Here is a 26,278-nt window from a genome sequence, read left to right on the forward strand (position 1 = left end):
GCAAACTCACGCGGCGGCGGCAATGCGCAGGTGATCGGCGATCCAGCGATCGAGATCGGCGAGCGCCCGTGCGCTCAGCGCCTGCTTCTTGGCCACCGTCTTCTCGTTGCCGCGCAGCCGCGTGCCGTCGGGCTTCTTCGTTGGCACGCTCGTGAGCGGTGGAAACAGGCCGAAATTGATGTTCATCGGCTGGAACGAGCGCGTGCCCGGCTCGATGGTCTCGATATGGCCGCCGGTGATGTGACCGAGCAGCGATCCCAGTGCGGTCGTAGCCGGCGGGCTGACAAGCGTCTCGCCGCGCGCTTCCGCGGCTGCATAGAGACCCGCGATCAAGCCGACGCTGGCGGATTCCACATAGCCTTCGCAGCCCGTCATCTGGCCGGCGAAGCGCAGCCGCGTCTGTGCGCGCAGCCGCAGCTGGCCGTCGAGCAGCTTCGGCGAGTTCAGGAAGGTGTTGCGATGCAGGCCGCCGAGGCGGGCGAATTCGGCGTTCTCCAACCCCGGAATGGTGCGGAAGATGCGCTGCTGCTCGCCATACTTCAGCTTGGTCTGGAAGCCGACGATGTTGTAGAGCGTGCCGAGCTTGTTGTCCTGGCGCAGTTGCACGATCGCGTACGGTTTCGTGGTGGGATCGTGCGGGTTGGTGAGGCCGACCGGCTTCATGGGACCATGGCGCAGCGTCTCGGGGCCACGTTCAGCCATCACCTCGATCGGCAGGCAGCCGTCGAAATAGGGCGTGTTGGTCTCCCATTCCTTGAACTCGGTCTTCTCGCCGGCGATCAGCGCGGCGACGAAGCCCTCATACTGCTCCTTGGTCATGGGGCAGTTGATGTAGTCGGCACCGTTGCCGCCGGGGCCGACCTTGTCGTAGCGCGATTGGAACCAGGCCACCGACATGTCGATGGATTCGCGGTGCACGATCGGCGCGATGGCGTCGAAGAAGGCGAGGGCGTTCTCGTCGGTCAGCTCGCGGATGGCGTCGGCCAGCGGCGCGGAGGTGAGGGGGCCGGTGGCGACGATGACGTTGCTCCACGCGGCCGGCGGCAGGCCCGCGATCTCGCCGCGCGCGATCTCGATCAGGGGATGATCGTTCAGCGCCTTGGTGACGGCCGCCGAGAAGCCGTCGCGATCGACCGCGAGTGCGCCGCCGGCGGGCACCTGGTTGGCGTCGGCCGCGCGCATGATCAGCGAGCCGAGGCGGCGCATCTCCGCATGCAGCAGGCCGACGGCGTTGTTGGCGGCATCATCCGAGCGGAACGAGTTGGAGCAGACGAGCTCGGCAAGTCCGTCGGTGCGGTGCGCCTCGGTCATGCGGGTCGGCCGCATCTCGTGCAGCACCACGGGCACGCCGGATTTCGCAATCTGCCAGGCAGCTTCCGAACCGGCGAGGCCGGCACCGATCACGTGGACGAGGTTGGATTGGGGTCCTGTCATGGGCGGACAGGTAGCGCTTTTCGGCGGAGAGTGGAATCGCCGAGATCGAGTTTTCTGCCACCAGATGCGACAACGCCCGCACGAGGCGGGCGCTATCGGTCCGTTCTAGTGAAGGGCTGAAGATATCAGCCCTGATACTGACCGGCGGCAACGCGCGGGATGTCCGAGCGATCGAGGCCGATATCGGCCAATTCGCGATCGCTGAGCTGGGACAGCTCGGCAACATTGCGCTGATAGTCCCGGAAGGCCTGGATCATGCGGATGAGCGAGAGCAGCATTGGTAGTCTCCTGTAGTTCGATTCAGCCTTTGCTTGAGGCCTCATCGTTGAAATGAATATAGATGAGAGTGGTGCAGTGCGAAAGTTCCGATGTTGCGATGCAGCTAAGCGCTATGCGCATGGCGTACGTAACGGATGATTAACCGGAAGGCGCTCCCGCCCAGAGCTTGGCCAAGGTCGTCCGGTGCCGGCGATAAGTGCCCGTGAAATAACGGGTTTATGTCAAAGATTGATCTGGGTCATCGCGGAAATAGGTTGCCTATAAGCGGCCAGCAAGTTCAACCCAGCAGCTTATAGACTCAAGTCATGGCTGCCTGATTCGCATAGGACGCGACGCTATTATATGAATATGGATTCACTTTAAGATCCATTGAAGACCGAAAATGCGCCCATGAGCGATGCGCTGGCGCCGCTACAGGCTAGGCCCGCTTGCCAGGGTTCGGCAGCGGCGATTCGGCGCGCTTCGGCTGGGCTGAGATCTAAGGGGCGCGTGCGAGCTGTGCGGCAAAATAGGCCACGGTCTTGGAGTAGACCTCGCTCTTGTTCCACTGCTTGAGCACCTCAAAGTTCGGGCTGCCCGGCTGCCAGTCCTTGCCCTTCTGCCAGCCATAGCCGACCAGATAATTGGCCGTGGAGGCGAGCACGTCGGGCACGTTATGCAGAAGATCGCGCTTGCCGTTGCCGTCGAAGTCGATGGCATATTTCATCCAGGATGACGGCATGAACTGGGTCTGGCCGAGCTCGCCGGCCCAGGCGCCTTTCATGTCGGCAGGCGCAAGATCGCCGCGCTGGACGATGCGCAACGCATCCAACAGCTCGGCGCGAAACTGCTCGGAGCGACGGCAATCGTAAGCGAGCGTTGCAAGCGAGCGGATCGTTGCAAACTTGCCGGTGTTGACGCCGAAATCGGTCTCCAGGCCCCAGATCGCGACCAGGACTTCGCCCGGCACGCCGTAAGCCTGCTCGATGCGCGACAGCACCGAGCCGTATTGCTTCATCCTGTTGGAGCCGCGCTCCAAGCGTGGCGGCACCATGCGGCCGGAGAACTCCTCGAAGCTCTGGGTGAAGACCTTTTGCGAGCGGTCGCGGTTGAGCACGCTCTGATCCAGTGTGACGCCGGCAAGCCCGGCAGTGATGGTCTGCTGCGAGATGCCCTTCGCCGCAGCGTCGGTTTTGAAATCAGCCAGCCAAGCGTCGAAATTGCCCGAGTCGCAGGCAACCGCGGCGGGCGCTGGCTGGACTGAGAGAAGGGACGCGGAGACGGCCAAGGCTGCGAGAGCAAGACGAGAAATCGTCGGAGTCATCAGATGAAATGGATTTCCGTGAATTGACCTGACCGGCAGCATAATCTCGGCTGTAACCGCGGCCAAAGCAAGGCGCGCGGCCCTGTCCGAACCGGCCAGGGCCGCACGTCACGAGATTGTCAGACGTCAGTCCGATTCCGCCACGGGAAAAGGTTGGCCGGGAAGTCGGCGGCCGGCTTGCGCGCCCGATGCGGCGGAGGGGGGACCGGACGTGCGCCCGGATCGGACGCGATCACCTTGCGGTAAAGGTGCCACGTGGCGTGCCCGAGCAGCGGGACCACAACGGCGAGGCCGAGGAAGGCCGGGATCGTGCCAAGCGCGAGCAGCACCGCCACGATCAGGCCCCAGGCCGCCATCGGCACCGGGTTTTTCGCGACCACGCGCAGCGAGGTGCTCATCGCCTCGAACGCACCGGCATGGCGGTCCAGCATCAAGGGGAACGACACGGCACTGAGACAGAGCGCGGCGAGCGCGAACAGGAATCCGGTGCCGCAGCCAACCACGATCAGCCACCAGCCTTGCTGTGTCGTCAGCACGCGCATCATGAAGTCCGAGAATCCGGTGACGCCCTCGTAGCCGAACGCCGCGATATAGATCGCCTGCGCGGTCGCCACCCAGGTGACGAACAGGGCGAGCAGCAACGTACCGAGGCCGAGCATCGCGCCGAATGACGGCGATCGCAGCACCTCCATGGCATCCCAGGCGCTGGCCGGTTCATAGCGCTCGCGCCGGCTGGAAAGCTCGTAGAGCCCGAGCGCAGCGAAGGGCCCGATCAGCGCGAAGCCCGCGGCGAGCGGAAACAGCAGCGGCAGCACCGAATAGCCCATCACCACACGGGCGAGCACGAGGCCGAGCACCGGGTAGATCACGCAGAGGATGATGGCGTGGCTCGGAACGGCCTTGAAATCCTCCCAGCCGCGCCTGAGCGCGTCGTGCAGATCGGACAATTGTATGGTTCGGATCACCGGTCCAGCCTCATCCGTGGGCTGGGCCATCGTGGGGACATTGCCCTGGTAGAGTGTGGCCATGGTCGCTAGCTCCCTTGCCAAGCGGCTGCATCCGGCGCCGGCAAACGGCGCAAGCGGCCGCCCATTCTCTTGAAATCCCACGATCCCGACCAGACGCGAATTCCGGATGGCATCGCGAGCTGAACGGCAAGCATACTCCCAAGTCCGAGTCCTGTCCCTCACGCTTGGGTGAAATTTCGATGCCGCGACGCAATCAATGCGGCGTCATTCTGTCGTCATTTCGCCGCAGATAAGCTGATGCTGCTGTCCGTTCGCGCAACTTCGCGGGCGCGGCGCACCAACTTCGTCTATAAGTGCCACGCAAGGCCCTTCCAACGGATTCCTTTTCGGGGAGCAGACATGAGCATTTTCGGGAAAATCATCAGCGCGATCTTCGGCGGCCAGCCGGCCTCCGCTGCGCTGGCCGGTGGCGCCGCTTCGCCGGGCGCCCCCGCAGGGTCGGCAAGTCCTTCGGCGCCGGCCGCCGCACCCATGGCTGCGGTCGACGTGGCGGCGATCGTCGACAAGGCGGCCGCCGCGCACAAGGGCGAGAAGCTGGAATGGCGTACCTCCATCGTCGACCTCATGAAGGCGCTCGACATCGATTCCAGCCTCGCTGCGCGCAAGGATCTCGCCAAGGAGCTGGGCTACAGCGGCGACATGAACGACTCGGCGAGCATGAACGTCTGGCTGCACAAGCAGGTGATGTCCAAGCTCGCCGCTAATGGCGGCAAGCTGCCGCCGGAGATCAAGCACTGACCGGACCTGGGGTAGTGCCTCAGGGGCCCGCGATCGCCGCGGGCCCTTTTGCATTCAGGCGACCAGATCCGCATCCTCCGGATGCCGATCGAGATAGTCGACGACGAAGCCGCAGCCGGCGATCACCTTCTTGCCGTCGCGCCGGATCAGGTCGAGCGCGCCCTTGACCAGCTCGGAGCCGATGCCGCGCCCGCGCAACGCGCGCGGCGTCTCGGTGTGGGTGATGATTACGGCCGACGGCGTCAGCCGGTAATTGGCGAAGGCGATGTCGTCGCCGACATCGAGCTCGAAGCGGCTCCTGTCCTTGTTGTCGCGTACCGAAGCCGCCATGCGGGGTCCCTCCGAACTGCAGGTGCCTCCTGATCTAGGAGGCTGACACGGCCCTTGCCAAGGTGAGACCAGGGGGAGATTGCGCAGATGAGATATCTGCAAATGCGCGCCGCCCTGACCGCACTGCGGTATGGCCATGGCGCCCGGCGAGCATGGTCCCGCGACTCCGCAAATAATTCCCGATACCGCTCTTGCAAGCCGGAGTTCGGTTCCCACGTCCTGGAAAGGACATACGCCCGAATGCGGCCGGCAGGGTCGCCAGATATTCGGAGTGTCATGATCGCCAGCCGCAGACGTATGCCTCTTTTGCAGGAGGGTACGATGTCGGATTCTGGTTTCTTGAAGACTCATCGAACGTGGGAAGACTGGTGTGGGATGCTGCTGGGCGCGTTGATCGTGGCCTCGCCGTGGTTCCCGATCCAGGATCAGGCGATCTCCGGTCACCAGACGGCCATCCTGAACACCGTTGCGATCGGTCTCGTCGTATTTGGCATCAGCCAGCTCGAATATGTCGCCTTGCAGCGCTGGCAGGAGGTGATGACGATCCTGGCCGGACTGTGGCTCATGGCCTCGCCATACGTGATCGGCTATTCCGGTGAGGGATTTCTCCGCATCTATCACACGACCCTCGGTGCGGTGGTGGTGCTGCTCGGCATTCTCCAGCTATGGCAGGACTGGGATATGAATGACCAGGACTTGCTCAAGCACGGACAATAGACCGTAAGTACGGCAGGCCCGCCGGCCACGAGCGGCGGGCCTGTGCACTCACCGTGTCACGAGATCCGCATAGTCCGGGTGCTTGTCGATCCACGCCTTCACGAACGGGCATTGCGGGATCAGCTTCAATCCGTCGGCGCGGACCTGGTCGAGCGCGCCTTGCACCAGCTTCGAGCCAATGCCCTTGCCGCCAAGCTCCTTCGGCACGTCGGTGTGCTCGAAGGTGATGACACCGCCGTCGAGCCGGTAGTGCTCGGTCGCAAGATGACCCTCCACGTCGAGCTCATAGCGGTGATGGGCCTTGTTGTTGATGACGTCGCTCATATCATTGCCTTGCAGCTGCCGGCCTCGCGCACGAGATCGTAACGCGCGGTCCGGCCGGGGTTTCCAATCCGAAGCTGTTCCGTTCAATCGGTCGCTTTGGCGAGCCTGGAATCTTCGGCTTGTGGCTGCGGGCGGAGGCAGCCCTGGCAGATGACCAGGGAGCGGCTGACCCTGGCGTCCTGTTCGGCCTCGATGCCATCCTGCGCCTGCCACCGTTCCTTCGAATGGGGCTGAGCGTCGGCTTGCAACCTGTTGCGCTCGGAGCGGCTGGAGGTTCGTGTCGGCTGCGAGGCGGCGCGGGGCCGGTTGGGATCCTCGCCGGCGCCATCCCAGGCATAACGCGCAGGCTTGACGGCGAGATCGGATGCCAGATGCGCTTGCGGAGTCGCGGCACATCCGGCGAGCGCCAGTGACAACAGAAGGAGGGCAGGCGCTTTGACCATGATGCGGCACTCTGTACGCGAGAACTGAGCGAGGTTGCGTCGATCATGTTTAAGATTTCCTGAACGATATCGTTTGTGGTTGCGACCAACACCAATGCGATATCTGATCCGCCTGCTCAGCTTGCTCGTGACCGGCGCGCGTGCCGACGACGCAAAGCCGTTCAATCCGGCCGATTATCCGCCCGGCGTGCAGAAGGCTGTGCGCTTTGCCAATGAGGAATGCGAGAGCCAGCAAGGCGGCGAGGTGACCTTCGCGCATGATACGGTGCGCAGGATCGACCTGACCGGCGATGGTCGTGAGGACTACATCGTCGATTTCCAGGACACCAAATGCGGCGATCGCGAGACGACCTATTGCGGAACCGGCGGTTGCGTTATGAAGATCCTGGTGACGCTGCCGGACGGCAATCTGCGCGAGGTGTTCGACGGCTACGTTCTTCGCTACAAGATCATGGCAGCGCCGGTGAAGCGCGGCGCCACGCGCACCATCCGCTTCGATCTGCATGGCAGTTTCTGCGGCGGCTTTGGTCCGCAAGCCTGCTGGAAGACCAAGGCCATCACGGCGACGCCTTTTGCGTTCAAGCAGTAGGCCAAGTCCGCGGCAGCCGGCCTTGCGGGGGCAACGGCGTTGGCGATAAATGGGCTGCAATGAACGGACGGCTTGCGTGCCGCCCGTCGTCCAAGAGGAAGCCCGATGCAGCCCCTGCGCATGTCCCGCCGCGTCATGAATCTCGCCTATATGCTCACCCAGAATGCGCGGCGGCATGGCGCGCGTCCCGGCTTCGTTTGGGGGGACAAGTCCTGGACCTGGCGCGAGATCGATGCGCAGGTCTCCGCCCTGGCCGCGGCGCTCGCCGCGCGGGGCATTGCCAAGGGCGACCGCATCCTCGTCCATGCCAAGAATGGCGATGAGATGTTTGTCTCGATGTTCGCCGCGTTTCGGCTCGGCGCGGTCTGGGTGCCCACCAATTTCCGTCTGATGCCTGATGAGGTCAGCTATCTCGCGCAGGCCTCCGGCGCCAAGGCGTTCCTGTGCCATGTCGATTTCCCCGAGCACGCCGCGGCGGTGAAGGACGGTGCGCTGGAGTTCACCTGGAGCGTCGACGGCAAGGCCGCGTTCGGCGAGCGCTCGGTGGCCGATGCGATCGCCTCGCACGCGGGCGCCGTTGTGGAGAATGTCGCCGTCGAGCATGACGATCCCTGCTGGTTCTTCTTCACCTCCGGCACCACTGGACGCTCCAAGGCGGCCGTGCTCACCCACGGCCAGATGGGATTCGTCGTTACCAATCATCTCGCCGATCTGACGCCCGGCACGACCGAGCAGGATGCCTCGCTGGTGGTGGCACCGTTGTCGCACGGCGCCGGCGTGCACCAATTGATGCAGACCGCGCGCGGCGCGCGCACCGTGCTGCTGCCGACCGAGAAATTCGACATCAACGAGGCGTTCCGCCTGATCGAGGCGCATCGCGTCAGCAATCTCTTCACCGTGCCGACCATCCTGAAGATGATGGTCGAGCATCCCGCCGCCGGCAAATACGACCATTCCTCGCTGCGCTACGTGATCTATGCGGGCGCGCCGATGTATCGCGAGGACCAGAAGGCGGCGTTGAAGAAGCTCGGCAAGGTGATCGTGCAGTATTTTGGCCTCGGTGAGGTCACCGGCAACATCACCGTGCTGCCGGCGGCGCTGCACGACCCGGAGGACGGCCCGCACGCCAGGATCGGCACCTGCGGCTTCGAGCGCACCGGCATGCAGGTGTCGATTCAGGACGATGAGGGCCGCGAGCTCAAAGCCAACCAGAGCGGTGAGATCTGCGTGATCGGGCCTGCCGTGTTCGCCGGCTATTACGACAACCCCGAAGCCAATGCGAAGGCGTTCCGCAATGGCTGGTTCCGCACCGGCGACCTCGGCCACATGGACGAGGAGGGTTTTGTGTACATCACAGGACGTGCGTCGGACATGTACATCTCCGGCGGCTCCAATATCTATCCGCGCGAGATCGAGGAGAAGATCCTGACCCATCCCGGGATCGGCGAGGTCGCCGTGCTCGGCGTGCCCGACGCGACCTGGGGCGAGGTCGGTGTCGCCGTCTGCGTTGTCCGAGAAGGCGCGAAGGCGGTGACCGAAGCGGAGATGGCGGCGTTCTTGTCGCCGAAAGTGCCGCGCTACAAGATGCCGAAGCGCTTCTTCTTCTGGGACGCGCTGCCGAAATCGGGCTACGGCAAGGTGCCGAAGCGCATGGTGCGCGACGAGCTCGAGGCGCGCGGGCTGCTCGACCTCGACAAGGCGAGCTGAGCGCACCAGATGCGAAGCATCAAGCAGCCGGGCGCGCCGCTTCCCGAACGCATTCAATGGGTGGAGGCGAGGGGACGCGCTTTCTCGTTCACACTTCAGGCCGGTCTGCCGCTGCTGGAGGCCGCGCGGCGCGGCTTTGCCGCGGAGGGCTTCGCCGGCGGCGTGCTGAATTTTCGCCATGGCGCGCTCGGGCCGTTCGCCTATGTCATGCCGGCGCTGTCGAAGACCGGTGAGAATGCGGCGTTCTACAGCGATACGTTCCGGCCCGCCGGCGTGACGCGTTTGAGGCTCGGCAGCATGACGCTCGGCACGCGCGACGGTGCGCCGTTCTTTCATTGCCACGGACTGTGGACGGAGGCTGACGGCAAGACGAGCGGCGGCCACATGATGCCGGACGAGACCGTCGTCGCCGAGCCGTTCGAGGTCGAGGCCTTCGGTCTGAACGGTGCGGTGTTCACGGCCGAGCCTGATGCGGAGACCAACTTCAAGCTGTTCGGACCGGTCGCGGCTGCAAGCACCGGCGTGCGCACGACGAGCCGCGCCTTCGCGCTCCGCCTGCGCCCGAACCAGGATTTTGCCGGCGCACTCGAAGCGTTCTGCCGCACGAACGGCATCGCCCGCGCGAAGATCCATGGCGGCGTCGGATCGACCATCGGCGCGCGCTTCAGCCATGGCGGCGTGACCGAGCCGTTTGCGACGGAGCTGGCGATTACGGCAGGGACAATCGCGCCCGGCGCCTCCGGCGCGCTGGAAGCTGCGCTCGATGTCGCCCTGATCGACTATACCGGCGGCGTTGCGGAGGGGCGTCTGATCCGTGGCGACAATCCGGTACTGATGACGATGGAGCTGGTGCTGGAGGCAGGGGACTAGCTCGCCAGCCGTAAGGGAGTGGGTGCAAGATAGCGCTTTTGCACTCCAAATGTTCCTGTTACGTTCCATCGCGGACGCGAGGAGCGGCGGGAAGTCATGGCACGAAGAGGCAATCGAACGATCAACCTGCCAGCGCCGTATCTGAAGCGGGTATGGCTCGATCCGTCGCAGGTTCGCGACCGCGAGGCCTATCCGTTCTGCTTGCCCATCTTCCCTGACGATTTCGAGCTTAGCTTCGACAGCCCCATCACGATCATCGTTGGAGAGAACGGTACCGGGAAATCGACCATCCTCGAAGGCATCGCAGCGCTCGCCGGCTATGACGATGCCGGCGGCGGCAAGGGCTACAGGCCGGTCGATCATTCCGAAGCGCGCGAGGAGATGGGCGGCCAGCTCTCCAAGGCGCTGCGCGCAAGCTGGCTGCCGAAGATCACCAACGGCTGGTTCTTTCGTGCGGAGAGCTTTTTCTCGGTCGCGCGATATCTGGACAAGGCTGCGCGCGACGCCGGCCAGGTCGGTCCCGATTTCTTGTCGCACTCCCATGGCGAAGGTTTTCTGCGCTTCTTCGAGGAGCGTTGCCAGCGCCAGGGCATCTTCATCTTCGACGAGCCGGAATCGGCGCTGTCGCCGGCGCGCCAGATCGATTTCCTCAAGCTACTGCGGCGCATGGAAGACTCCCGCATCTGCCAGGTCATCATGGCAACGCATTCGCCGATGCTCATGGCCTATCCCAACGCGCGGCTGCTGCGGCTCGGCAAATACGGCCTCGAGCCTGTCACGGTGGAGCAGACCGACCATTACCGGTTGATGCGTGAGTTTTGTGTCGATCCGCGCGGGTTCGTGGAGGCAACGCTGGGGGAGTAAGTGAGGGAATCCCCTAACACCAGCTCTCTCTGTCGTCGTTGCGAGCGCAGCGAAGCAATCCAGAATCTTTCCGCGGCAGCAGTCTGGATTGCTTCGCTGCGCTCGCAATGACGGAGTGTGGAGCAGCAGTGCGCCAACTCCCGTGTCCTGGTCAAGCTGCAACGCGTGAACGTTGCGGCGCGGAGCCGGGACCCAGGAGCCGCAGCATCGCGGATGCATGGGCCCCGGCTCTGCAGCGCACCGCCGAAGGTGCGCTGCGCTGCGTCCGGGGCACGAGAGCTCGAATTTATCTCGCATTGCTACCCGCATACGCGCGGCTTCACATCCTCGCGGCAGAGTCCGCCCGAGCTTTGCTGCATTCGTCACCCTCGAAAGTGCCGAGGGCGCAGGGAAGGCCGGGTGCCGGCCGGGCACCCACGGTCCACTGTGCGAAGCGTGTGCTTGAAAAAGCTGCACAGCGGCATACAGGTGAAGCCAAACATCCGGCCTTCCCTGCGCAGTGGGTTGACGGCTTATGTCGTGCTCTCCCCGGGGAGCGATGCACTATTGCCCCCGTCGCCTTGCGGATGACTGACGGTGCGGGCCCGGTCGGGCCGCAACGTCACCGCAAGCCTTGGCGCACAGACCCCGGGCGCCAGGACCACACGATTTTGCCGTACGCAGACTGCGCCCGTCGTGTGCGCGCCTCGCCTGCTCACGGAGTGATCCGCCCTGCAAACCGCTTGCGCGCGACGCTGCCTGCGTCCACCACCTCCCATCCCGCGTTCGTGACGATCGCGATGCGCCCCTCGGCCCGGGTTGAGGTGGCCGCAACATGCGATAATTCCGAATTCGCGTAAAGCGAATTATTCAGGCTTGGCCAGGTTGACCCCGGTCTGGTGTTTTGCCCGTCGACCAACCCAATCAATGGTGTGCATTGGCTTTGCCACCGCCGTGCCACGAACGGGTCTCCCCATGGCCCAAAAATGCGCTAGCATGACCTCAGCGCGCGTTCCAAGTCGCGCAGATTGAGAAACGAGGAAACGAGATGAGGATGAGAAGCGGACCGGCGATCGCCGGGGTGGCGGCGCTGGCGGTGGCGGGGATGGCTCTGATGACCGCCTTCGAGCCGGTCTGGGCCCATGGGCCGACGCGGCAGAAGGTGCGGGAATCCATCGAGATCAACGCGGCCCCCGCCAAGGTGTGGGCGGTGATCGGCCATTTTCAGGACATGAGCTGGCTTCAGCCGGTCACCAAGACCGAAGGCGAGAAGGGCAACGAGATCGGCGCGACGCGCAAGCTGACCCTGACGGGCGGCGGGACGGTCGAGGAGGAGCTCTACAAATACGAGCCCGACATGCAGAGCTATTCGTACCGGATCACCAAGGTCGACGTGAAGGTGCTGCCTGTGACCAATTATTCCTCGACCCTGACGGTCTCGCCCGCGCCTGATGGCAAGGCCAAGCTGGAATGGGCCGGCGCGTTCTATCGCGGCTATCCCAACAACGACCCGCCGCCGGAGCTGAGCGACGAGGCCGCGATCAAGGCCGTGAGCGGGCTGTACAAGGCCGCGCTCGAGGCGCTCAAGAAGAAGATCGAGAGCGGCAGCTGATCGTGCGGGCGCTGGTTCTGGCGGCGCTCGCCGCCAGCCTTTGTTACGCCGGCTTTGGAAGCGCGCGCGCCGACGAGGCGTTCGTCACCAACCAGCTTAGCGAAGATCTGATGGTGGTGGATCTCGCTGGCGCGCGCGGCGTTGCGACCATCCCAATCGGCGGCAAGCCGGCCGGCGTCGCCGTCAGCGCCGACGGGCGCTTTGCCTATGTCACGAGCCCGGATGCCAAGGCGGTGACGGTGGTCGACGCTGCCACGCGGCAGGTCGCCGGCCGCGTCGAGGTCGGCGGCGGGCCGCTCGGCATTGCCGTGGCGCCCGATGGCAAGACGGTCTATGTCGCCGATTGGTACGCGGCCGCGGTGCGGGTGATCGATACGGCCTCGCGCAGCGTTGTCGCCAGCATCGCGGTCGGCGCCTCGCCGTCGGGTCTTGCGGTGACGCCCGACGGCAAGCTGCTGCTCTCGGCGGACCGCGACGACGACAGCGTCTCGGTGGTGGAAACGGCAACGCGCCAACGCAAGGCCGTGATCAAGGTCGGCACCCGCCCGTTCGGCGTCACCATCGATGCCGAGGGCAAGCGCGCCTACACCGCCAATGTCGGCTCCGACGATGTCTCCGTGATCGATATCGCGGAAGGCCGCGAGATCGGCCGCGTGCCGGTCGGCATGCGCCCATATGCGGTGGCGCTGACGCTAGGCCGAGGCTTCGTCACCGACCAATATGGCGGCACCGTCAGCGTGTTCGACCTGGCGAGCCTCAAGCCGGTCAAGCGCATCCATGTCGGCGACTATCCCGAAGGCATTGCGGCGACTGCCGACGGCAAGCGCGTCATTGTCGCCTGCTGGGAAAGCAACACGCTAAGCATCATCGATGCGGCCGAGCTCAAGGTGATCGGCGAGATCAAGACCGGCGACGGCCCAAGGGCGTTCGGGGCGTTCCTGCGCAGGACGGAGTAGTTCGTCACAACCCGAGGCCGCTTGCTCCGGCCGGCCGAATTCAAGCGGCCATTCCGCCAGAGCTCAATTGACGTTCTGCGCTTCCAAGATCGTGTTCTCCGGCGCGCCTCGGTCGGTCCAGTCCGGCGGCAGCCCGATTCTTTCTCCGGCCAGGCCTGCCAATCCTGGCGCCCGGCCGAATGTTTCGCAGATCGCTTCCTTGGGCGCACCACCGAGAGAGGCGCTCAATCTGTCGACGGAAGGCGGCGCGGGGACCTTCCCGAACGGGCTCTCCGCGGCAACGAGAAACCTCCCGAAATCGCTTCCGAAAGCCTCGGCCAGATCATAGGCGTCGCCATCGCTCGATACACGCGGAGCGCTGGTGAAGGAGTTCGCTCCGCGCGCCCAGATCATGGCCGCTTGCTGATTGCCGCTGCGGTCGCGGGCCTCGGCCTCGACGGACAGGCTCCCCAGTCCGATCGGAAGGCGCGGCACCGGAATGGGCACGCCGGGAGAGACGATGGACGGCACGACGCTCGCGACCTTGGAGACGCCGGCTGCCGCCGCATCGGTCGGCGCAATCTGTGTGATGACGGCGCGAACATTCAAGTCCGCAGCCTCCGTGGGAGCTACGATCCGGAAGCGCTCGCTGAGCGCAAGACACATCGCTCTGTTGATTGCGTTCTTGATCAGCCTGCGCTGCTGCGGCGTGAACGGCTGGCTGGCTGCGGTCGCCGTGAACGCGGTCGGCTCGATGCGAGCGGTCTTCGCGGCGAGAACATCAGCCTTGCTGATCCGGAGCTGCGACTTGGTCAAGAGACCATCGGACGGCGTGAGATCGTCGTAGGAGGCCAGCGACCCCGCTCGTTCCAGCGGAGCCGCCGCGCAACCGGCGGCCATCGAGCTCAAGACCGCAACTGCGAGCCACCTCATGGCGAGGGAACGAGACCGGTCGCCACTCCCTGGGCCACGCGCCGGGACTGCGCGACGGGCAGGGGAGAAGGTGCGGCGCCCGGCGCCGAGGCGAGCATGGGCTGCCAGGTCACGTTCCAGCGCGCCAGCGTGGCACCGTTGCCATCGAAAACCAGGTCGAGAAAGGCCAGGGTGAGCTCGGCCGTCGCGAGCTTCACCTTCGGGTTGAGCGCCGGACCACCGGTGAACGAGCGATCGGTGAAGATGCTGTGCGAGCCGCCTTCGAACACGGCAAGCAGCTTGCGCGGTGTGGCAATGGCGTTGAAGACCTCCAGCCGGTCGGCAGCGGGTGAGTAATATCCGGGGATCTGGATGACGTCCTTCGTCGCCGTCACGTGCAGGGTTGGAACGGTGATCCTGCTCAACACCGAGGCAAGATCGGGTTCGCCATAGAATGGAGGGGCCGAAATGACGATGGCGGCGGCAAAGCGCGGGTCGCGCGCCTCGACCCACTTGCCGTCGCGCATCACGCGGGCGCCAACCGCAACAAGCGCCGTGTTCGCCCCATAGGAATGCCCCGCCGCCATGATGCGCCGGCGGTCTAGGTGGGCACCATGGGGACTCGACAGCATGCGATCCAGGGCAAAGCGCAGATCCAGGGCTCGCGCCAGCGCCTCGCTCTCGTGAGCGGCACGCTGCAGGCGGTCCACGACGGCGAGGGGATTGCCCGCCCAGAGCGAGGAATCGCTGCCCGCATGCTGAACATGCAGGCTGGCGACGCCGCGGGCCGACCAATATCGCCCCAGATAGCTGTAGCCCCGGCGAGAGCCGCCGAGCCCATGGGAGAACACGATGAGCGGCACGCGCGATCCCGGCGCAACATCCGCCGGCCAGTGCAGGCGCGCCGGAACGGGCCGCGAACGCGCCGGATCGACCCAGTCGAAGTCGACGACCGCGGGGGGCGCGGACTGCGCCCGGGCTGGAGGCGCGGCGAGCGTGGCCGTGACGGCGACCGCCAGCAGCGCGGCACCGAACCGCCGTCGGGTCAGGCTTGTCGCTCCGCTCGCACCGTCCGCGCCATTCGCGTGCGCGGATCGCACATGCTGAGAGGAAGTGTCGCTCAACCCGTTCACCATCAAGGCACCTTGTATGAAGTCGCACCGAGTGTAATCGACGTATTGCACTTAGTGTAATTTTGCAAACTGGTCGATTTCATGGCAAAACAGGTCATGAAAAGTTCATCCCGGAAGGAGGAAGGCCTGCGCGAGCGGAAGCGGCGCGAAACGCTGCATCGTATCGCCGAGCAGGGCCTTAAACTGTTTCTGACCAGGGGCTATGATGCCACCACGCTCGACGCGATCGCGGAGGCGGCGGGGATCTCGCGGCGGACGTTCTTCTACTACTTCAAGTCCAAGGAAGAGATCCTCCTGGCGTGGCAGGATGGTGGTTTCAGCGAGACCTTGCGTGCCGCCGTGCTCGAGCAAACGACCAAGCAGTCGCCGCTCGATGCCGCAAGGAACGGCCTGCTGGAGCTGACAGCCCGCTTCCCGGTCGATTACAAGCAAACAAAAGTGATCGAGCGCCTGATGTCCGCGAACGAGTCGCTTCGCATCCGGCAGCAGGCGAAATACGTCGAGAAGGAAGCTGCTGTGTTCGCGGCGCTGTCCCAGATGTGGCCGCAGCCGCATCGGCAGGCTGCGCTGCGCGTGGTCGCCATGATGTCGGTCGGAGCCTTGCGGCTTGCGATGGACAGTTGGAATCGCGACCAGGGCAAGCGGCCCTTGGCCGTCTACGTGAAAGAGGCTTTTGCGTGCCTGAACCGGGAGATCGGAGCGGGAGCCTCGCGCAAGGCTGCCGGTCGATCCGGCGAGTGAGTGAGGGCCGGCCCGGGCTCTCGATGGAAAAGCAATACGGCCGCGCGGTGGTGTTAAGCCCGCATCGGAGCTGTGACGCCGATCAGCGCCGGCGCGATGTCACGGATGTGCTCGAACACATGGTCGGGCCGAAGCGCCGTTAGCGCCGCCGGTGCCGCATAGCCCCAGCACACCGCGCCGCAGGCGATCCCGACCGCCCGCGCCGCGTCGATGTCGCGGACCTCGTCGCCGATCGAGATCACCCTGCTAGGCGCGACGCCGGCGCGGCGGATGACCCGGCGGAATTTCGCGGCCTTGCCGAACAGCGACGCTGCGCAGTCGAAATGCGAGAACAGCGCTGCGGCGTCCCCGAGCTTCTCGCGCGCATTGGCCTCGCTGTCGGACGTCACCAGCGCCAGCTGCACGCCGTTCTCGGCCAGCGTTCGCAGCATCGTCTCGACGTCTGCGAACAGCGAAATCTCGGAAGCCGCCTCCGCCTTCAGACGCCGCGCATGCCGCGCGATCGCCGGCAGCTTCCACATGGGCACTTCGAGCTTGGCGAGGATCTCGCGCGACGAGGCGTGGCGCAGCTCCTCGACATCCTCGTCCTTTACGCGGCGAAAGCCGAAGCGGTCCGCGACGTCGTTGATGGTGCGCAGGAACCACGGGAAGCTGTCGGCGAGGGTACCGTCGAGATCGAATATGGCGAGGGAATAGGGCATGAGGCCGGATTTTGAGCTCGCTGACAAGCGTGAGGTCGCCTGCTAATATTCGTGGAGTTCGAGGACAGCCATGCGACACGAGCGGATCGAAATCAACCCTGCGATCGGCCGTTACGTCGTGATCGACGAGGTTCGATTCCGATCTCGACCCCTGTAGCTCCCTCACCGCAACTTACGAACATCGACATTGATGTCGAGCTCGATCTTCGCCACGCAGGTCTGGGTGCTCCTATGCGAGCCGCCTTCATGCCGGCGGCCATCCCGCGCCCGGGCGCCACTGACATTGGCCAGCTTCAGGCAGCGCCATTGCGGCAGCGGCCTGCTGCTTTCGCCTGCAAACTGCCAGGCCAGCACGGCTTCGTCACCGGACTTGTCGGCGCCGATGATATTCGGACAGAGCTCGCGACGGCGACCCTCGTAGACGCAAGTCACCTGTTGCTCGGCGAGGATCGCGTTCCGAAATAGCGTATAGGTTCGACTGGCTCATTGCTCCCTCCAGATCGATCATCTGGCCTTGCCAACTACTTGAGTGTAGTGATGCGGGACTGGAAGGGTAACCATGCCGATCAATGACACCCAGCTCAGCAAATTTCTGAGCCTGGTCCTGCGCCACCAGCCGGAAACGATCGGGTTGGTGCTGGATTCGCACGGGTGGGCCAGCATCGACGACCTGATCGCCAAGGCAAATGCCGCCGGCACAAAGTTTGGCCGCGACGATCTGCTGCGCGTCGTCGCAGAGAGCGACAAGAAGCGTTTCTCGCTATCCCCTGGAACTGATCGCATTCGCGCCGCGCAAGGACATTCCGTCTCGGTTGAACTTGGCTTGGCGCCGCAGGAGCCGCCGTCGATCCTGTATCATGGCACGGCGACACGGTTTGTCGAGGCGATCCTGTCCGAGGGCCTGAAGCCGCAGGCGCGCCAGCAGGTGCATCTGTCCTCCGACGAGGCAACTGCGCAGCGTGTCGGTCAGCGCCACGGCAAGCCGCACATCTTCAAGGTCGATGCCGGCAGCATGCATGCCAAGGGATTCAAGTTTTTTCGCGCAGAGAACGGTGTGTGGCTGACCGACCATGTGCCGCCGGAGTTCCTGGCGTAGCTTACGTCCTGGATTTCCAAACGGTCTCCTCGGTCCAGCCGAGTTCGGCGAATTCGGCGGCTCGCAGCGGCGCTTCGCCTTCCGCGAAGAACTCGTCGAGCTGCGGGGGCGCGACATCCGTTTCGCACAGCATGGCATGCGCCTGTCCGCGATGATGAATTTGATGCTGGAAGAGATGCATGAGCAGCCGGTCGCAGCGCTCGGTTTGAACGCTCGTATCGCGGTTGATCCGGACGAAGGCGTCGAGCCGTTCAGTTGTCAGCGCATCGCAGATCGCAATCAGGCGGTTGTCCATTGCGGCCTGGGCAGCTTTGAGCTCGGCTAACGAGGGGTACGGCACCTCGTTCTTCCAGGCTGCCGGTCCGAGCCAGCCCCCTTCAAGCGCATCGATGTAGAAGAAGTCGATGATGTAGATGTGGTTCAGCGTACGCTGCAGGCTTGGAAAGAAGCCGGTGCGGGGGGCTTCGAATTCAGACTGGGATAGCGCAGCGCAGGCGGCGAGCAGGCGATGGTTCGCCCAAGCGTTGTTGTGGGCGAAGGCGCGGTAGGTTTGTACGAGTCCAGCGGACATGTCGGTTCTTTCCCGATCGAATAGTGGCTGATTACGCTCCGCTAATCCGCCCTACAGCCCTGTGGCTTCGATGCAGCGCAATCTACTCCGCCGCCTCGCTCGCCGCACGCCTCCGCTTCGGCTTCCGCGCCTTCTCCAGCACCGGGGCCAGGAATTTCCCCGTATAGCTCCGCGGCGCTTTCGCAATGTCTTCCGGGGGGCCCCAGGCGACGATCTCGCCGCCGCCGTCGCCGCCTTCGGGCCCCAAGTCGATAACCCAGTCGGCGGTCTTGATGACTTCGAGATTGTGCTCGATGACGACCACCGTGTTGCCTTGCGCGACCAGCTCGTGCAGCACCTCCAGCAGCTTCTTGACGTCGTGGAAGTGCAGGCCGGTGGTCGGCTCGTCCAGGATGTAGAGCGTGCGGCCGGTGGCGCGTTTTGACAATTCCTTTGCCAGCTTGACGCGCTGGGCTTCGCCGCCCGAGAGCGTCGTGGCCTGCTGGCCGACATGGATGTAGTCGAGGCCGACGCGGTGCAATGTCTGGAACGTCTCGCGCACGCGCGGCACCGCCTTGAAGAACTCGGCAGCTTCCTCGACAGTCATGTCGAGCACGTCGGCGATGCTCTTGCCCTTGAACAGCACCTCCAGCGTCTCGCGGTTGTAGCGCTTGCCCTTGCAGACGTCGCAGGTGACGTAGACGTCGGGCAGGAAGTGCATCTCGATCTTGATGACGCCGTCGCCCTGGCAGGCCTCGCAGCGGCCGCCCTTGACGTTGAAGGAGAAGCGGCCGGGCTCGTAGCCGCGCGCCTTCGCTTCTGGCAGGCCGGCGAACCATTCGCGGATCGGCGTGAACGCGCCGGTATAGGTCGCCGGATTCGAGCGCGGGGTGCGGCCGATCGGCGACTGGTCGATGTCGATGATCTTGTCGATGTGCTCGAGACCCTCGATGCGGTCGTGCGGCGCGGCGCCCTCGCTGGCGTTGTTGAGCTTGCGGGCGATGGCACGGTAGAGCGTGTCGATCAGCAGCGTCGACTTGCCGCCGCCGGAGACGCCGGTCACGCAGGTGAACAGGCCGAGCGGAATCTCCGCCGTGACGTTCTTGAGGTTATTGCCGCGCGCATTCACCACCTTGATGGTGCGGCGGTGATTCGGCGGACGCCGCTCCGGCACCTCGACCTCGAGCTCGCCGGTCAGGTACTTGCCGGTCAGCGATTTCGGGTTGCGCATGATCTCGGCGGGCGTGCCTTCGGCGACGATGTTGCCGCCATGCATGCCGGCGCCTGGGCCGATGTCGAGCACGTAGTCGGCAAGGCGGATGGCGTCCTCGTCATGCTCGACCACGACCACGGTGTTGCCGAGGTCGCGCAGCCGCTTCAGCGTATCGAGCAGGCGGGCGTTGTCGCGCTGGTGCAGGCCGATCGAAGGCTCGTCCAGCACGTAGAGCACGCCTGTGAGCCCCGAGCCGATCTGCGAGGCGAGGCGGATGCGCTGGCTCTCGCCGCCGGACAGCGTGCCGGAGGAGCGGGACAGCGTCAGATAATTGAGGCCGACGTCGAGCAGGAAGGTGAGGCGCTCGCGGATCTCCTTCAGGATGCGGCCCGCGATCTCGTTCTGCTGCGCGTTCAGCGCCTCCGGCACGGTCTCGAACCATGCGCCGGCGCCTTTCACGGACAGCTCCGAGATTTCGCCGATATGCTTGCCGCCGACCTTGACGCAGAGCGCCTCGGGCTTGAGCCGAAAGCCCTTGCAGCCCTCGCAGGGGACGTCGTGAAAATATTTCGCCAGCTCCTCGCGGGCCCACTCGCTCTCGGTCTCGCGGTAGCGGCGGTTGATGTTGGTGATGACGCCTTCGAACGGCTTCTTGGTGTCGTAGGAGCGCACCCCGTCCTCGTAGGAGAACTTGATCTCGTCCTCGCCCGAGCCGTAGAGAATCGCGTTTTGCGTCTTCTTCGGCAGATCCTTCCACTTGGTGTCGAGCGTGAACTTGTAGTGCTTGCCGAGCGCGGTCAGCGTCTGCACGTAATAGGGCGACGACGACTTGGCCCAGGGCGCGATCGCGCCCTTGCGCAGCGTCAGATCCTTCTCGGGGATGACGAGGTCTTCGTCGACATGCTGCTCGACGCCGAGGCCGCCGCAGGCGGGGCAGGCGCCGTAGGGATTGTTGAAGGAGAACAGGCGCGGCTCGATCTCGGGGATGGTGAAGCCGGAGACCGGGCAGGCGAACTTTTCCGAGAACAGGATGCGCTCGGGCCCGCTCTTGTCGTGGATTTTTGCGGTCTTCTTCTTTTCCTCCGCAGGCGCAGCCGCCGCGGGCGCATCGGCGAACTCGACGACGGCAAGGCCTTCGGCGAGCTTCAGCGCGGTCTCAAAGCTCTCGGCGAGGCGCTGGCCGATATCGGCACGCACCACGATGCGATCGACCACCACGTCGATGTCGTGCGGGAATTTCTTGTCGAGGCTAGGGGCTTCCGCCAGCTCATGGAAGGTGCCGTCGATCTTGACGCGCTGAAAGCCCTTCTTGAGCCATTCGGCGAGCTCCTTCCTGTACTCGCCCTTGCGGCCGCGCACGACGGGGGCGAGCAGATAGAGGCGGGTGCCCTCGGGCAACGCCAGCACGCGGTCGACCATCTGCGAGACGGTCTGGCTCTCGATCGGCAGGCCCGTGGCCGGCGAATAGGGCACGCCGACGCGGGCCCAGAGCAGGCGCATGTAGTCGTAGATCTCGGTGACGGTGCCGACGGTCGAGCGCGGGTTCTTCGACGTCGTCTTCTGCTCGATCGAGATCGCCGGCGACAGGCCGTCGATCTGGTCGACGTCGGGCTTCTGCATCATCTCCAGGAACTGGCGGGCATAGGCCGACAGCGATTCGACGTAGCGGCGCTGGCCCTCGGCATAGATGGTGTCGAAGGCGAGCGAGGATTTGCCGGAGCCGGATAGCCCGGTGAACACCACCAGCTTGTCGCGGGGAATCTCGACGTCGATATTCTTGAGGTTGTGCTCGCGCGCGCCGCGGATCGAAATTGCGCGCAGGCTGGAGCCCGCGTTCTGTTGTTGGCGCTTCGCCTTGATCACTTCATCCATCCGAGTTGCCCTCAAGGAAGCCCAAAGGTGCGCGATCGCGCCAACAAAAAAGGCGCGCTGCGCCCGGAACCGGGATCGGCGCCGATGGGTATGGCAGCGAACGTAGGAAGAACGGCGGCGGATTTCCAGTGGGACTTGCGAATCGTCAACGGATTGTTGGCGTGCTGGCGGGATCTGGCAGCAGGAACGCGCGGAACCGCTCGCGGAGCACCCAGCCAAAACAAAAAGGCCGGCGCGAGGCCGGCCTTTCGTGACGATGTGACCTCGGCAGGGAAGTTCAGTACTTCGCGACCACCGGGCCACCGAAGGTGTAGTTGAGTCGAACGGTAGCCATGTCCACGTCCTGCTTGATGCTGTCGGTGCGAGTGGTCACGCCGAGGAAGGTGAAGGTCTCGTTGTGCCTGCCCATGAACAGGTGGTTGTATTCGACAGCGAGCGACCAGTTCGGGGCGAAGCCGAATTCTATGCCGGTGCCGACGGTACCGCCCCAGCGCGTTTCGTTCGCGGTGTCGAGCGTAACGCCGCCAAAACTGCCAGTGTACTTGTTGTGAGTGACGGCAGCGCCGCCCTTCACGTACCAAAGCACGTTGTTCCAGGCATAGCCGACCTGGCCAGTGAAGAGGCCGATGGCGTCGATCCTGGTCTCGTTCACCAGCGGCGCGAGCGCGGCAGGCGAGCTGATGTTCGAACCCTTCAGGTCAGCCCAGTCGCCCTGGGCTTCGAGACCGAACACCCAGTTGGCGGACTGCCAGCGATAACCGATCTGGCCGCCGACGAGTGCGCCGGTCGCATTGTGACAACCTTCGGCCACCGCCGGAGCGACCACGAAGGGGCCGACACTGGTGAGATCCCAACAGTTGCGGCTCCAGCCACCGCCGGCGTTGGCGCCGAGGTAGAAACCGCTCCAGTTGTACACCGCGATCGGTGCCACCGGAGCCTTGGTGTAGGGGCGGGCCGCCAAATCGGCCGCCGAGGCCGGTGCCAACGCGCTGAGTGCGAACAAGCTGGCCGAAGCCAGCAAAAGCTTCTTCATATCCATTCCCCACTTCCATTTCTCATTCCGGTCTTCCGGAGAGCGGAAGAGCAGCGGACTTATGACCCAAGCAACGTCATTGCTTTTACACCATTTAAGCCAAAGGTTGTGTCGCCCAGCGGCCACACCCCTTCGAAAACGTGAGCAAACGGGCGGCCGCAACAAACAAAAAGGCCGGCGCGAGGCCGGCCTTTCGTGACGATGTGACGTCGGTCGTGATCAGTACTTCGCGACGACCGGGCCGCCGAAGTGATAGTTCACGCCGACCTGCACGGTGTGGAAGTTGAGCGTGCCGGTGGGCACGGCGCCCGAGAAGTAGGTCTCGCCGCCGAGGCTGCGATAGAGGTACTCGCCCTTGACCGACCAGTTCGGAGCGAAGAACGCCTCGACGCCAGCACCGACGGTCCAACCCGAGTGGAACTTGCTCTCGGAGATGGTCGCGCCGAGCGCGGTGAAGCTGAGCTTGTTGTCGATCCAAGCGTAACCACCGGTGCCGTAGAGCAGCACGTTGTTGACGGCCCAGCCGATGCGGCCACGCACGGTGCCCATCGCGTCGGTCTTCGAGCTTGCCGTCGCCGCAACCACGCCGACGCCCGGAACGAAAACGGCGCCAGTGGCCGAAGCGCTGACATCAGCCCACGCGCCGTCAGCCTCAATGCCGAACACGACGTTGCCGGTCTGCCAGTTGTAACCGGCGGTGCCGCCGACGAAGCCACCCTGCATCTTCGGGTCGCCCGACGAGGCTTCCCAGGCGCCGCCGCCGACGATACCGAGATAGAAGCCGGTCCAGTTGTAGACCGAGGCCACAGGCGCGGGGGCCTTGGTGTAGGGGCGGGCTGCCAGATCAGCAGCCGAAGCGGGGGCCGCAAGGGCGAATACACAGGCCGAAGCCAACAAAACCTTCTTCATTTTCAACTTAATCCCAGTCCCAGTTTCTGTTGTTGCCTTCCGTGGCGGAAGGGCAGCGGACTCAAACGGCCCAACTGACGCCGTCTTTACACCACCAAAGCCGCAAGTTGTGTCTCCGAAAAGCCACAACAGCGGAAAAGGTGATGGTTGCTGACTTATTTACATCCAGCCGTCGTGCTGCAAAAAAAAGGGCCGGCGCTGGGGCCGGCCCTTCGTTTCGCTCACGATAGGTGGGATATCAGTACCTCGCGACCAACGGGCCGCCGAAGCGATAATTCAGGCGGACTAGACCCATGTCGACGTCCTGACTGATGCGATCGCTCCCGAAGGCAACGCCCGCAGGCGTCGTGAAGGCGATCGTACGGTCGCCGAGGAAGATGTGGTTGTACTCGACGCCGAGCGTCCAGTTCGGAGCAAATCCGAATTCCAGGCCGGCGCCAACGGTGCCGCCCCAGCGGGTCTCGCGAGCCGACGCCAGCAGCGTGCCGGCGCCAGGCGTGCTAGGCGCGGCATAGACGTCGTACTTGTCCCCGACTACGGCGGCGCCGCCCTTCACATAGAGCAGCACGTTGTTCCAGGCATAACCGACCTGGCCCGTGATCAGGCCAAAAGCATCGATGTGAGAGCGGTTACGATCACCGGTGACCAAAGCGCTTCCAGGGAAGAGGAGGCTGACGTTGTCCCCCGAGAAGTCAGCCCAGTTGCCCTGGCCCTCGAGGCCGAACACCCAATTGGCCGACTGCCAGCGGTAGCCGATCTGACCACCGACCGTGCCGCCGGTCGCATCGTGACAGCCTTCAGCCACCAGAACGCCCGTGACCGGGGTCACGAAGTCCCAGCACTTGCGGCTCGTGCCGCCGCCGCCGTTGACGCCGATGTAGAAGCCGCTCCAGTCGTAAACCGCGGCGACCGCCGGGGCCGGAGCCTTGGTGTAGGGACGCGCAGCCATATCCGCCGCGCTTGCCGGAGCCGACAGCCCCAATGCCATTGCACTGATTACGCCGAAAAGAATCTTATTCATTGCAGTCTCCCCAAGTTTCGTCCGCTTCATGAAAGTCCCCGAAGCGGCTGATCAGACGCGACACCCATATGAATCAATTCCAAGGCAAAGGTAGCCTAAGGAAAGGGCAGAGTCCGTCTCCGGAATGCCACACTCGCGGATTGATTGAATGGGTTCCAACTTGATGAATGTTAAATGGTTTTTGCCATACTCGGGAACCCAAAAAGGTTCCATTCGAGGGCTGTCCTTTTTTGTGGCATGAGAGGACATGCGGGAAATTTCCGCTCGCTCGTGCCGAAGAACAAATCTGGAACAAACGTGCGCGCGATGCTATATGTGGGGATAACCTTGGGGGTGGCAGGCTGATCGGTGCCCGCAAGCGTATAGGGTCGCCCTAGCGGGCGCAGAGGAACGCGGGCAGCGGATTCGCCCTTTTGAAATTCAGTGGCATTCGGAGTGGAGAGCGGCGATGGCGGGAAGCGTCAACAAGGTCATTCTGGTTGGAAATCTCGGCAAGGATCCCGAAATCCGCCGCACCCAGGACGGGCGGCCGATCGCGAATTTGAGCATCGCGACCTCGGAGACCTGGCGCGACAAGAACACCGGCGAGCGCAAGGAGAAGACCGAGTGGCATCGCGTCGTGATCTTCTCTGAGCCGCTTTGCAAGATCGTCGAACAGTATCTGAAGAAGGGCGCAAAGGTTTACATCGAAGGCGCGCTCCAGACCCGCAAGTACACCGACCAGAGCGGCGTCGAGAAATACTCGACCGAGGTCGTGCTGCAGGGCTTCAACTCAACGCTGACGATGCTGGACGGCCGCGGTGGCGGCGGCGGAGGTGGCAGCTTCGGCGACGAGCCGGGCGGCGACTTCGGCTCCTCCGGACCCGTCAGCAGCGCGCCGCGCCGTCCCGTTGCCGCCGGCGGCGGCCGCAACAGCGACATGGACGACGATATCCCGTTCTAGGACTTGGGAAGAGGCGGCTAGTCTCGGCGCAGATAACGGCCAACTCGGTTTTCAAGGATCCGCACCAGGACAGGATCCATGAATTCATAGTCGTCCGGAATGTCGAGACAGATGACCCGCTTGTTGTTCAAGCTGGACCGGAATTTCCGGTTCAGCTTGGTCCGGTGGGTCTTTTCCATGACGAAGATGACGTCGGCCCATTCAATCTGCTCGGCGGACAGCAAGACGTCCGCGCCGTTCGAAATGCCGGCCGAGTCGGTCTCGATCCCGGGCCAGGTCGAAAACACCTGCTCGGCGGTAGGGCTGCGGAGGCGATTGGCGCTGCAGACGAAAAGGACGTTGGTCACTTTGCCGCTCTCGGAGACGATCGGTCAGGTATCGGCGGGATGATTGGTTAGTGCTTTTCGGGCGGGCTTCCGAGAGTTCCTGCTACATAAATACAGTTCTTTGGTCGACGGCTTTTCCGGCCTAAGCTTATGTGCGCCTCCGCCGGACACGAGGAAGCCCTGCATGAGCCTTGCGCCGCTGCTTGAGGCCGCGCCGGTGGTCCCGCTGCATGCCTTTGCCGCAATGGCCGCCCTTGTGCTTGGCCTCTTCCAGTTCTCCGCCCCCAAGGGCACGCTGCCGCACCGGACTATCGGCTGGATCTGGGTGGTCCTGATGGTGTTCGTGGCCGCCTCGTCGTTCTGGATCCACGAGATCCGTCTGGTCGGGCCGTTCAGCCCGATCCATTTCTTGTCGATCTTCACCCTGGCGGTGCTGCCGCTGGCGGTATGGCGTGCGCGCACCCATCGCGTCGCCGACCACCGGCGGATGATGATCTTCATCTTCTTCGGCGCCCTGGTGGTGGCGGGACTGTTCACGCTGGTGCCTGGGCGCATCATGCACCGGGTGACTTTCGGGGCGTGAGAGCCGGTTCCGCCCAGTCCGTTCCGGCCCCGTCCGCGGCCGTGGCGCGAAGGGCGTAAGTCTCTGGAAAAACAGTGGGAAAAAGCGCTTCCC

At 64.2% G+C, this 26,278-nt stretch carries 29 protein-coding genes; 12 read left to right on the forward strand and 17 right to left on the reverse strand.

Annotation, left to right across the window (positions count from 1 at the left end; all coding sequences use genetic code 11):
* Positions 1–6: 6 nt before the first annotated feature.
* The 4 genes from trmFO to I6F33_RS17340 all read right to left on the reverse strand — a co-directional run bounded on the left by trmFO (position 7) and on the right by I6F33_RS17340 (position 4,044).
* Positions 7–1,434 (reverse strand): methylenetetrahydrofolate--tRNA-(uracil(54)-C(5))-methyltransferase (FADH(2)-oxidizing) TrmFO, encoded by a 1,428-nt coding sequence (gene trmFO / locus I6F33_RS17325; protein ID WP_225143464.1) that lies wholly within the window; start codon positions 1,432–1,434, stop codon positions 7–9.
* Between the two features lie 125 nt (positions 1,435–1,559).
* On the reverse strand, positions 1,560–1,712 hold the full coding sequence (locus I6F33_RS17330; RefSeq protein ID WP_007590701.1) for a DUF1127 domain-containing protein: 153 nt from the start codon (positions 1,710–1,712) through the stop codon (positions 1,560–1,562).
* A gap of 479 nt (positions 1,713–2,191) precedes the next feature.
* Positions 2,192–3,016: a lytic murein transglycosylase gene (locus I6F33_RS17335; protein WP_036012731.1), complete on the reverse strand. Its 825-nt coding sequence runs from the start codon at positions 3,014–3,016 to the stop codon at positions 2,192–2,194.
* Positions 3,017–3,135: 119 nt separating this feature from the next.
* Positions 3,136–4,044: a DUF2189 domain-containing protein gene (locus I6F33_RS17340; protein ID WP_225112474.1), complete on the reverse strand. Its 909-nt coding sequence runs from the start codon at positions 4,042–4,044 to the stop codon at positions 3,136–3,138.
* Positions 4,045–4,383: 339 nt separating this feature from the next.
* On the opposite strand from I6F33_RS17340, the gene I6F33_RS17345 reads away from it, so the two are divergent.
* Entirely contained in the window at positions 4,384–4,782 is a 399-nt protein-coding gene (locus tag I6F33_RS17345; RefSeq protein ID WP_225143465.1) for a DUF3597 domain-containing protein, read from the forward strand.
* Between the two features lie 54 nt (positions 4,783–4,836).
* On the opposite strand, the gene I6F33_RS17350 is transcribed toward I6F33_RS17345, so the two are convergent.
* On the reverse strand, positions 4,837–5,112 hold the full coding sequence (locus tag I6F33_RS17350; protein WP_036044205.1) for a GNAT family N-acetyltransferase: 276 nt from the start codon (positions 5,110–5,112) through the stop codon (positions 4,837–4,839).
* Between the two features lie 276 nt (positions 5,113–5,388).
* Here I6F33_RS17350 and I6F33_RS17355 point away from each other — a divergent pair, with 276 nt between their 5' ends.
* The gene (locus I6F33_RS17355; protein WP_346657207.1) at positions 5,389–5,829 is read left to right on the forward strand and encodes an SPW repeat protein; all 441 of its coding nucleotides are present in this window, start codon (positions 5,389–5,391) and stop codon (positions 5,827–5,829) included.
* A 48-nt stretch (positions 5,830–5,877) separates the two neighbouring features.
* On the opposite strand, the gene I6F33_RS17360 is transcribed toward I6F33_RS17355, so the two are convergent.
* Together I6F33_RS17360 and I6F33_RS17365 are read right to left on the reverse strand one after the other, a co-directional pair.
* Positions 5,878–6,153, reverse strand: coding sequence for a GNAT family N-acetyltransferase (locus tag I6F33_RS17360; protein ID WP_036028195.1), 276 nt, complete (start codon positions 6,151–6,153; stop codon positions 5,878–5,880).
* 83 nt (positions 6,154–6,236) lie between these two features.
* Entirely contained in the window at positions 6,237–6,596 is a 360-nt protein-coding gene (locus tag I6F33_RS17365) for a hypothetical protein (RefSeq protein ID WP_109143671.1), read from the reverse strand.
* A 94-nt stretch (positions 6,597–6,690) separates the two neighbouring features.
* Between I6F33_RS17365 and I6F33_RS17370 the strand changes: the two genes are divergently transcribed.
* The 6 genes from I6F33_RS17370 (at position 6,691) to I6F33_RS17395 (ending at position 13,173) form a co-directional block, all read left to right on the forward strand.
* The gene (locus I6F33_RS17370; RefSeq protein ID WP_225143467.1) at positions 6,691–7,185 is read left to right on the forward strand and encodes a hypothetical protein; all 495 of its coding nucleotides are present in this window, start codon (positions 6,691–6,693) and stop codon (positions 7,183–7,185) included.
* A 105-nt stretch (positions 7,186–7,290) separates the two neighbouring features.
* Complete coding sequence (locus I6F33_RS17375) at positions 7,291–8,892, forward strand: acyl-CoA synthetase (RefSeq protein ID WP_036012717.1); 1,602 nt, start codon at positions 7,291–7,293, stop codon at positions 8,890–8,892.
* Between the two features lie 9 nt (positions 8,893–8,901).
* Complete coding sequence (locus I6F33_RS17380; RefSeq protein WP_225143469.1) at positions 8,902–9,762, forward strand: DUF296 domain-containing protein; 861 nt, start codon at positions 8,902–8,904, stop codon at positions 9,760–9,762.
* Positions 9,763–9,858: 96 nt separating this feature from the next.
* Entirely contained in the window at positions 9,859–10,626 is a 768-nt protein-coding gene (locus I6F33_RS17385; protein WP_225143470.1) for an AAA family ATPase, read from the forward strand.
* A 1,027-nt stretch (positions 10,627–11,653) separates the two neighbouring features.
* On the forward strand, positions 11,654–12,217 hold the full coding sequence (locus I6F33_RS17390; protein ID WP_225143472.1) for an SRPBCC family protein: 564 nt from the start codon (positions 11,654–11,656) through the stop codon (positions 12,215–12,217).
* 2 nt (positions 12,218–12,219) lie between these two features.
* Positions 12,220–13,173 (forward strand): cytochrome D1 domain-containing protein, encoded by a 954-nt coding sequence (locus I6F33_RS17395; RefSeq protein ID WP_109143677.1) that lies wholly within the window; start codon positions 12,220–12,222, stop codon positions 13,171–13,173.
* Positions 13,174–13,236: 63 nt separating this feature from the next.
* On the opposite strand, the gene I6F33_RS17400 is transcribed toward I6F33_RS17395, so the two are convergent.
* Complete coding sequence (locus I6F33_RS17400; RefSeq protein ID WP_346657208.1) at positions 13,237–14,052, reverse strand: DUF3313 domain-containing protein; 816 nt, start codon at positions 14,050–14,052, stop codon at positions 13,237–13,239.
* A 29-nt stretch (positions 14,053–14,081) separates the two neighbouring features.
* A complete protein-coding gene (locus I6F33_RS17405; protein WP_225143477.1) occupies positions 14,082–15,188 on the reverse strand; it encodes an acetylhydrolase in 1,107 nt (368 codons plus the stop codon).
* 105 nt (positions 15,189–15,293) lie between these two features.
* Between I6F33_RS17405 and I6F33_RS17410 the strand changes: the two genes are divergently transcribed.
* Positions 15,294–15,938: a TetR/AcrR family transcriptional regulator gene (locus tag I6F33_RS17410; protein WP_036028176.1), complete on the forward strand. Its 645-nt coding sequence runs from the start codon at positions 15,294–15,296 to the stop codon at positions 15,936–15,938.
* Between the two features lie 53 nt (positions 15,939–15,991).
* Here the strand turns inward: I6F33_RS17410 and I6F33_RS17415 are convergent, their stop codons facing one another.
* Together I6F33_RS17415 and I6F33_RS17420 are read right to left on the reverse strand one after the other, a co-directional pair.
* On the reverse strand, positions 15,992–16,639 hold the full coding sequence (locus I6F33_RS17415) for an HAD-IA family hydrolase (RefSeq protein WP_036012680.1): 648 nt from the start codon (positions 16,637–16,639) through the stop codon (positions 15,992–15,994).
* A 162-nt stretch (positions 16,640–16,801) separates the two neighbouring features.
* The gene (locus I6F33_RS17420; RefSeq protein ID WP_225143479.1) at positions 16,802–17,071 is read right to left on the reverse strand and encodes a hypothetical protein; all 270 of its coding nucleotides are present in this window, start codon (positions 17,069–17,071) and stop codon (positions 16,802–16,804) included.
* A 127-nt stretch (positions 17,072–17,198) separates the two neighbouring features.
* On the opposite strand from I6F33_RS17420, the gene I6F33_RS17425 reads away from it, so the two are divergent.
* Complete coding sequence (locus I6F33_RS17425; RefSeq protein ID WP_036028168.1) at positions 17,199–17,735, forward strand: RNA 2'-phosphotransferase; 537 nt, start codon at positions 17,199–17,201, stop codon at positions 17,733–17,735.
* A 1-nt stretch (position 17,736) separates the two neighbouring features.
* Here the strand turns inward: I6F33_RS17425 and I6F33_RS17430 are convergent, their stop codons facing one another.
* The 5 genes from I6F33_RS17430 to I6F33_RS17450 form a co-directional block, all read right to left on the reverse strand.
* On the reverse strand, positions 17,737–18,306 hold the full coding sequence (locus tag I6F33_RS17430; RefSeq protein ID WP_225143481.1) for a DinB family protein: 570 nt from the start codon (positions 18,304–18,306) through the stop codon (positions 17,737–17,739).
* Between the two features lie 82 nt (positions 18,307–18,388).
* Positions 18,389–21,370, reverse strand: a complete 2,982-nt coding sequence (gene uvrA, locus I6F33_RS17435; RefSeq protein ID WP_225143483.1) for an excinuclease ABC subunit UvrA — start codon at positions 21,368–21,370, stop codon at positions 18,389–18,391.
* A gap of 277 nt (positions 21,371–21,647) precedes the next feature.
* Positions 21,648–22,403 (reverse strand): outer membrane protein, encoded by a 756-nt coding sequence (locus tag I6F33_RS17440; RefSeq protein ID WP_225143524.1) that lies wholly within the window; start codon positions 22,401–22,403, stop codon positions 21,648–21,650.
* Positions 22,404–22,622: 219 nt separating this feature from the next.
* Complete coding sequence (locus tag I6F33_RS17445; protein ID WP_057029259.1) at positions 22,623–23,312, reverse strand: outer membrane protein; 690 nt, start codon at positions 23,310–23,312, stop codon at positions 22,623–22,625.
* A gap of 238 nt (positions 23,313–23,550) precedes the next feature.
* Positions 23,551–24,333, reverse strand: coding sequence for an outer membrane protein (locus I6F33_RS17450; RefSeq protein ID WP_225143485.1), 783 nt, complete (start codon positions 24,331–24,333; stop codon positions 23,551–23,553).
* Between the two features lie 448 nt (positions 24,334–24,781).
* On the opposite strand from I6F33_RS17450, the gene I6F33_RS17455 reads away from it, so the two are divergent.
* The gene (locus I6F33_RS17455) at positions 24,782–25,276 is read left to right on the forward strand and encodes a single-stranded DNA-binding protein (RefSeq protein ID WP_025036423.1); all 495 of its coding nucleotides are present in this window, start codon (positions 24,782–24,784) and stop codon (positions 25,274–25,276) included.
* A 17-nt stretch (positions 25,277–25,293) separates the two neighbouring features.
* On the opposite strand, the gene I6F33_RS17460 is transcribed toward I6F33_RS17455, so the two are convergent.
* Positions 25,294–25,623, reverse strand: coding sequence for a low molecular weight protein tyrosine phosphatase family protein (locus tag I6F33_RS17460; RefSeq protein ID WP_036028161.1), 330 nt, complete (start codon positions 25,621–25,623; stop codon positions 25,294–25,296).
* A 163-nt stretch (positions 25,624–25,786) separates the two neighbouring features.
* On the opposite strand from I6F33_RS17460, the gene I6F33_RS17465 reads away from it, so the two are divergent.
* Complete coding sequence (locus I6F33_RS17465) at positions 25,787–26,185, forward strand: DUF2306 domain-containing protein (RefSeq protein WP_225133670.1); 399 nt, start codon at positions 25,787–25,789, stop codon at positions 26,183–26,185.
* The last annotated feature ends 93 nt before the right edge of the window (positions 26,186–26,278 follow it).

Source organism: Bradyrhizobium sp. BRP20 (assembly GCF_020194215.1).
Lineage (GTDB): Bacteria > Pseudomonadota > Alphaproteobacteria > Rhizobiales > Xanthobacteraceae > Bradyrhizobium > Bradyrhizobium yuanmingense.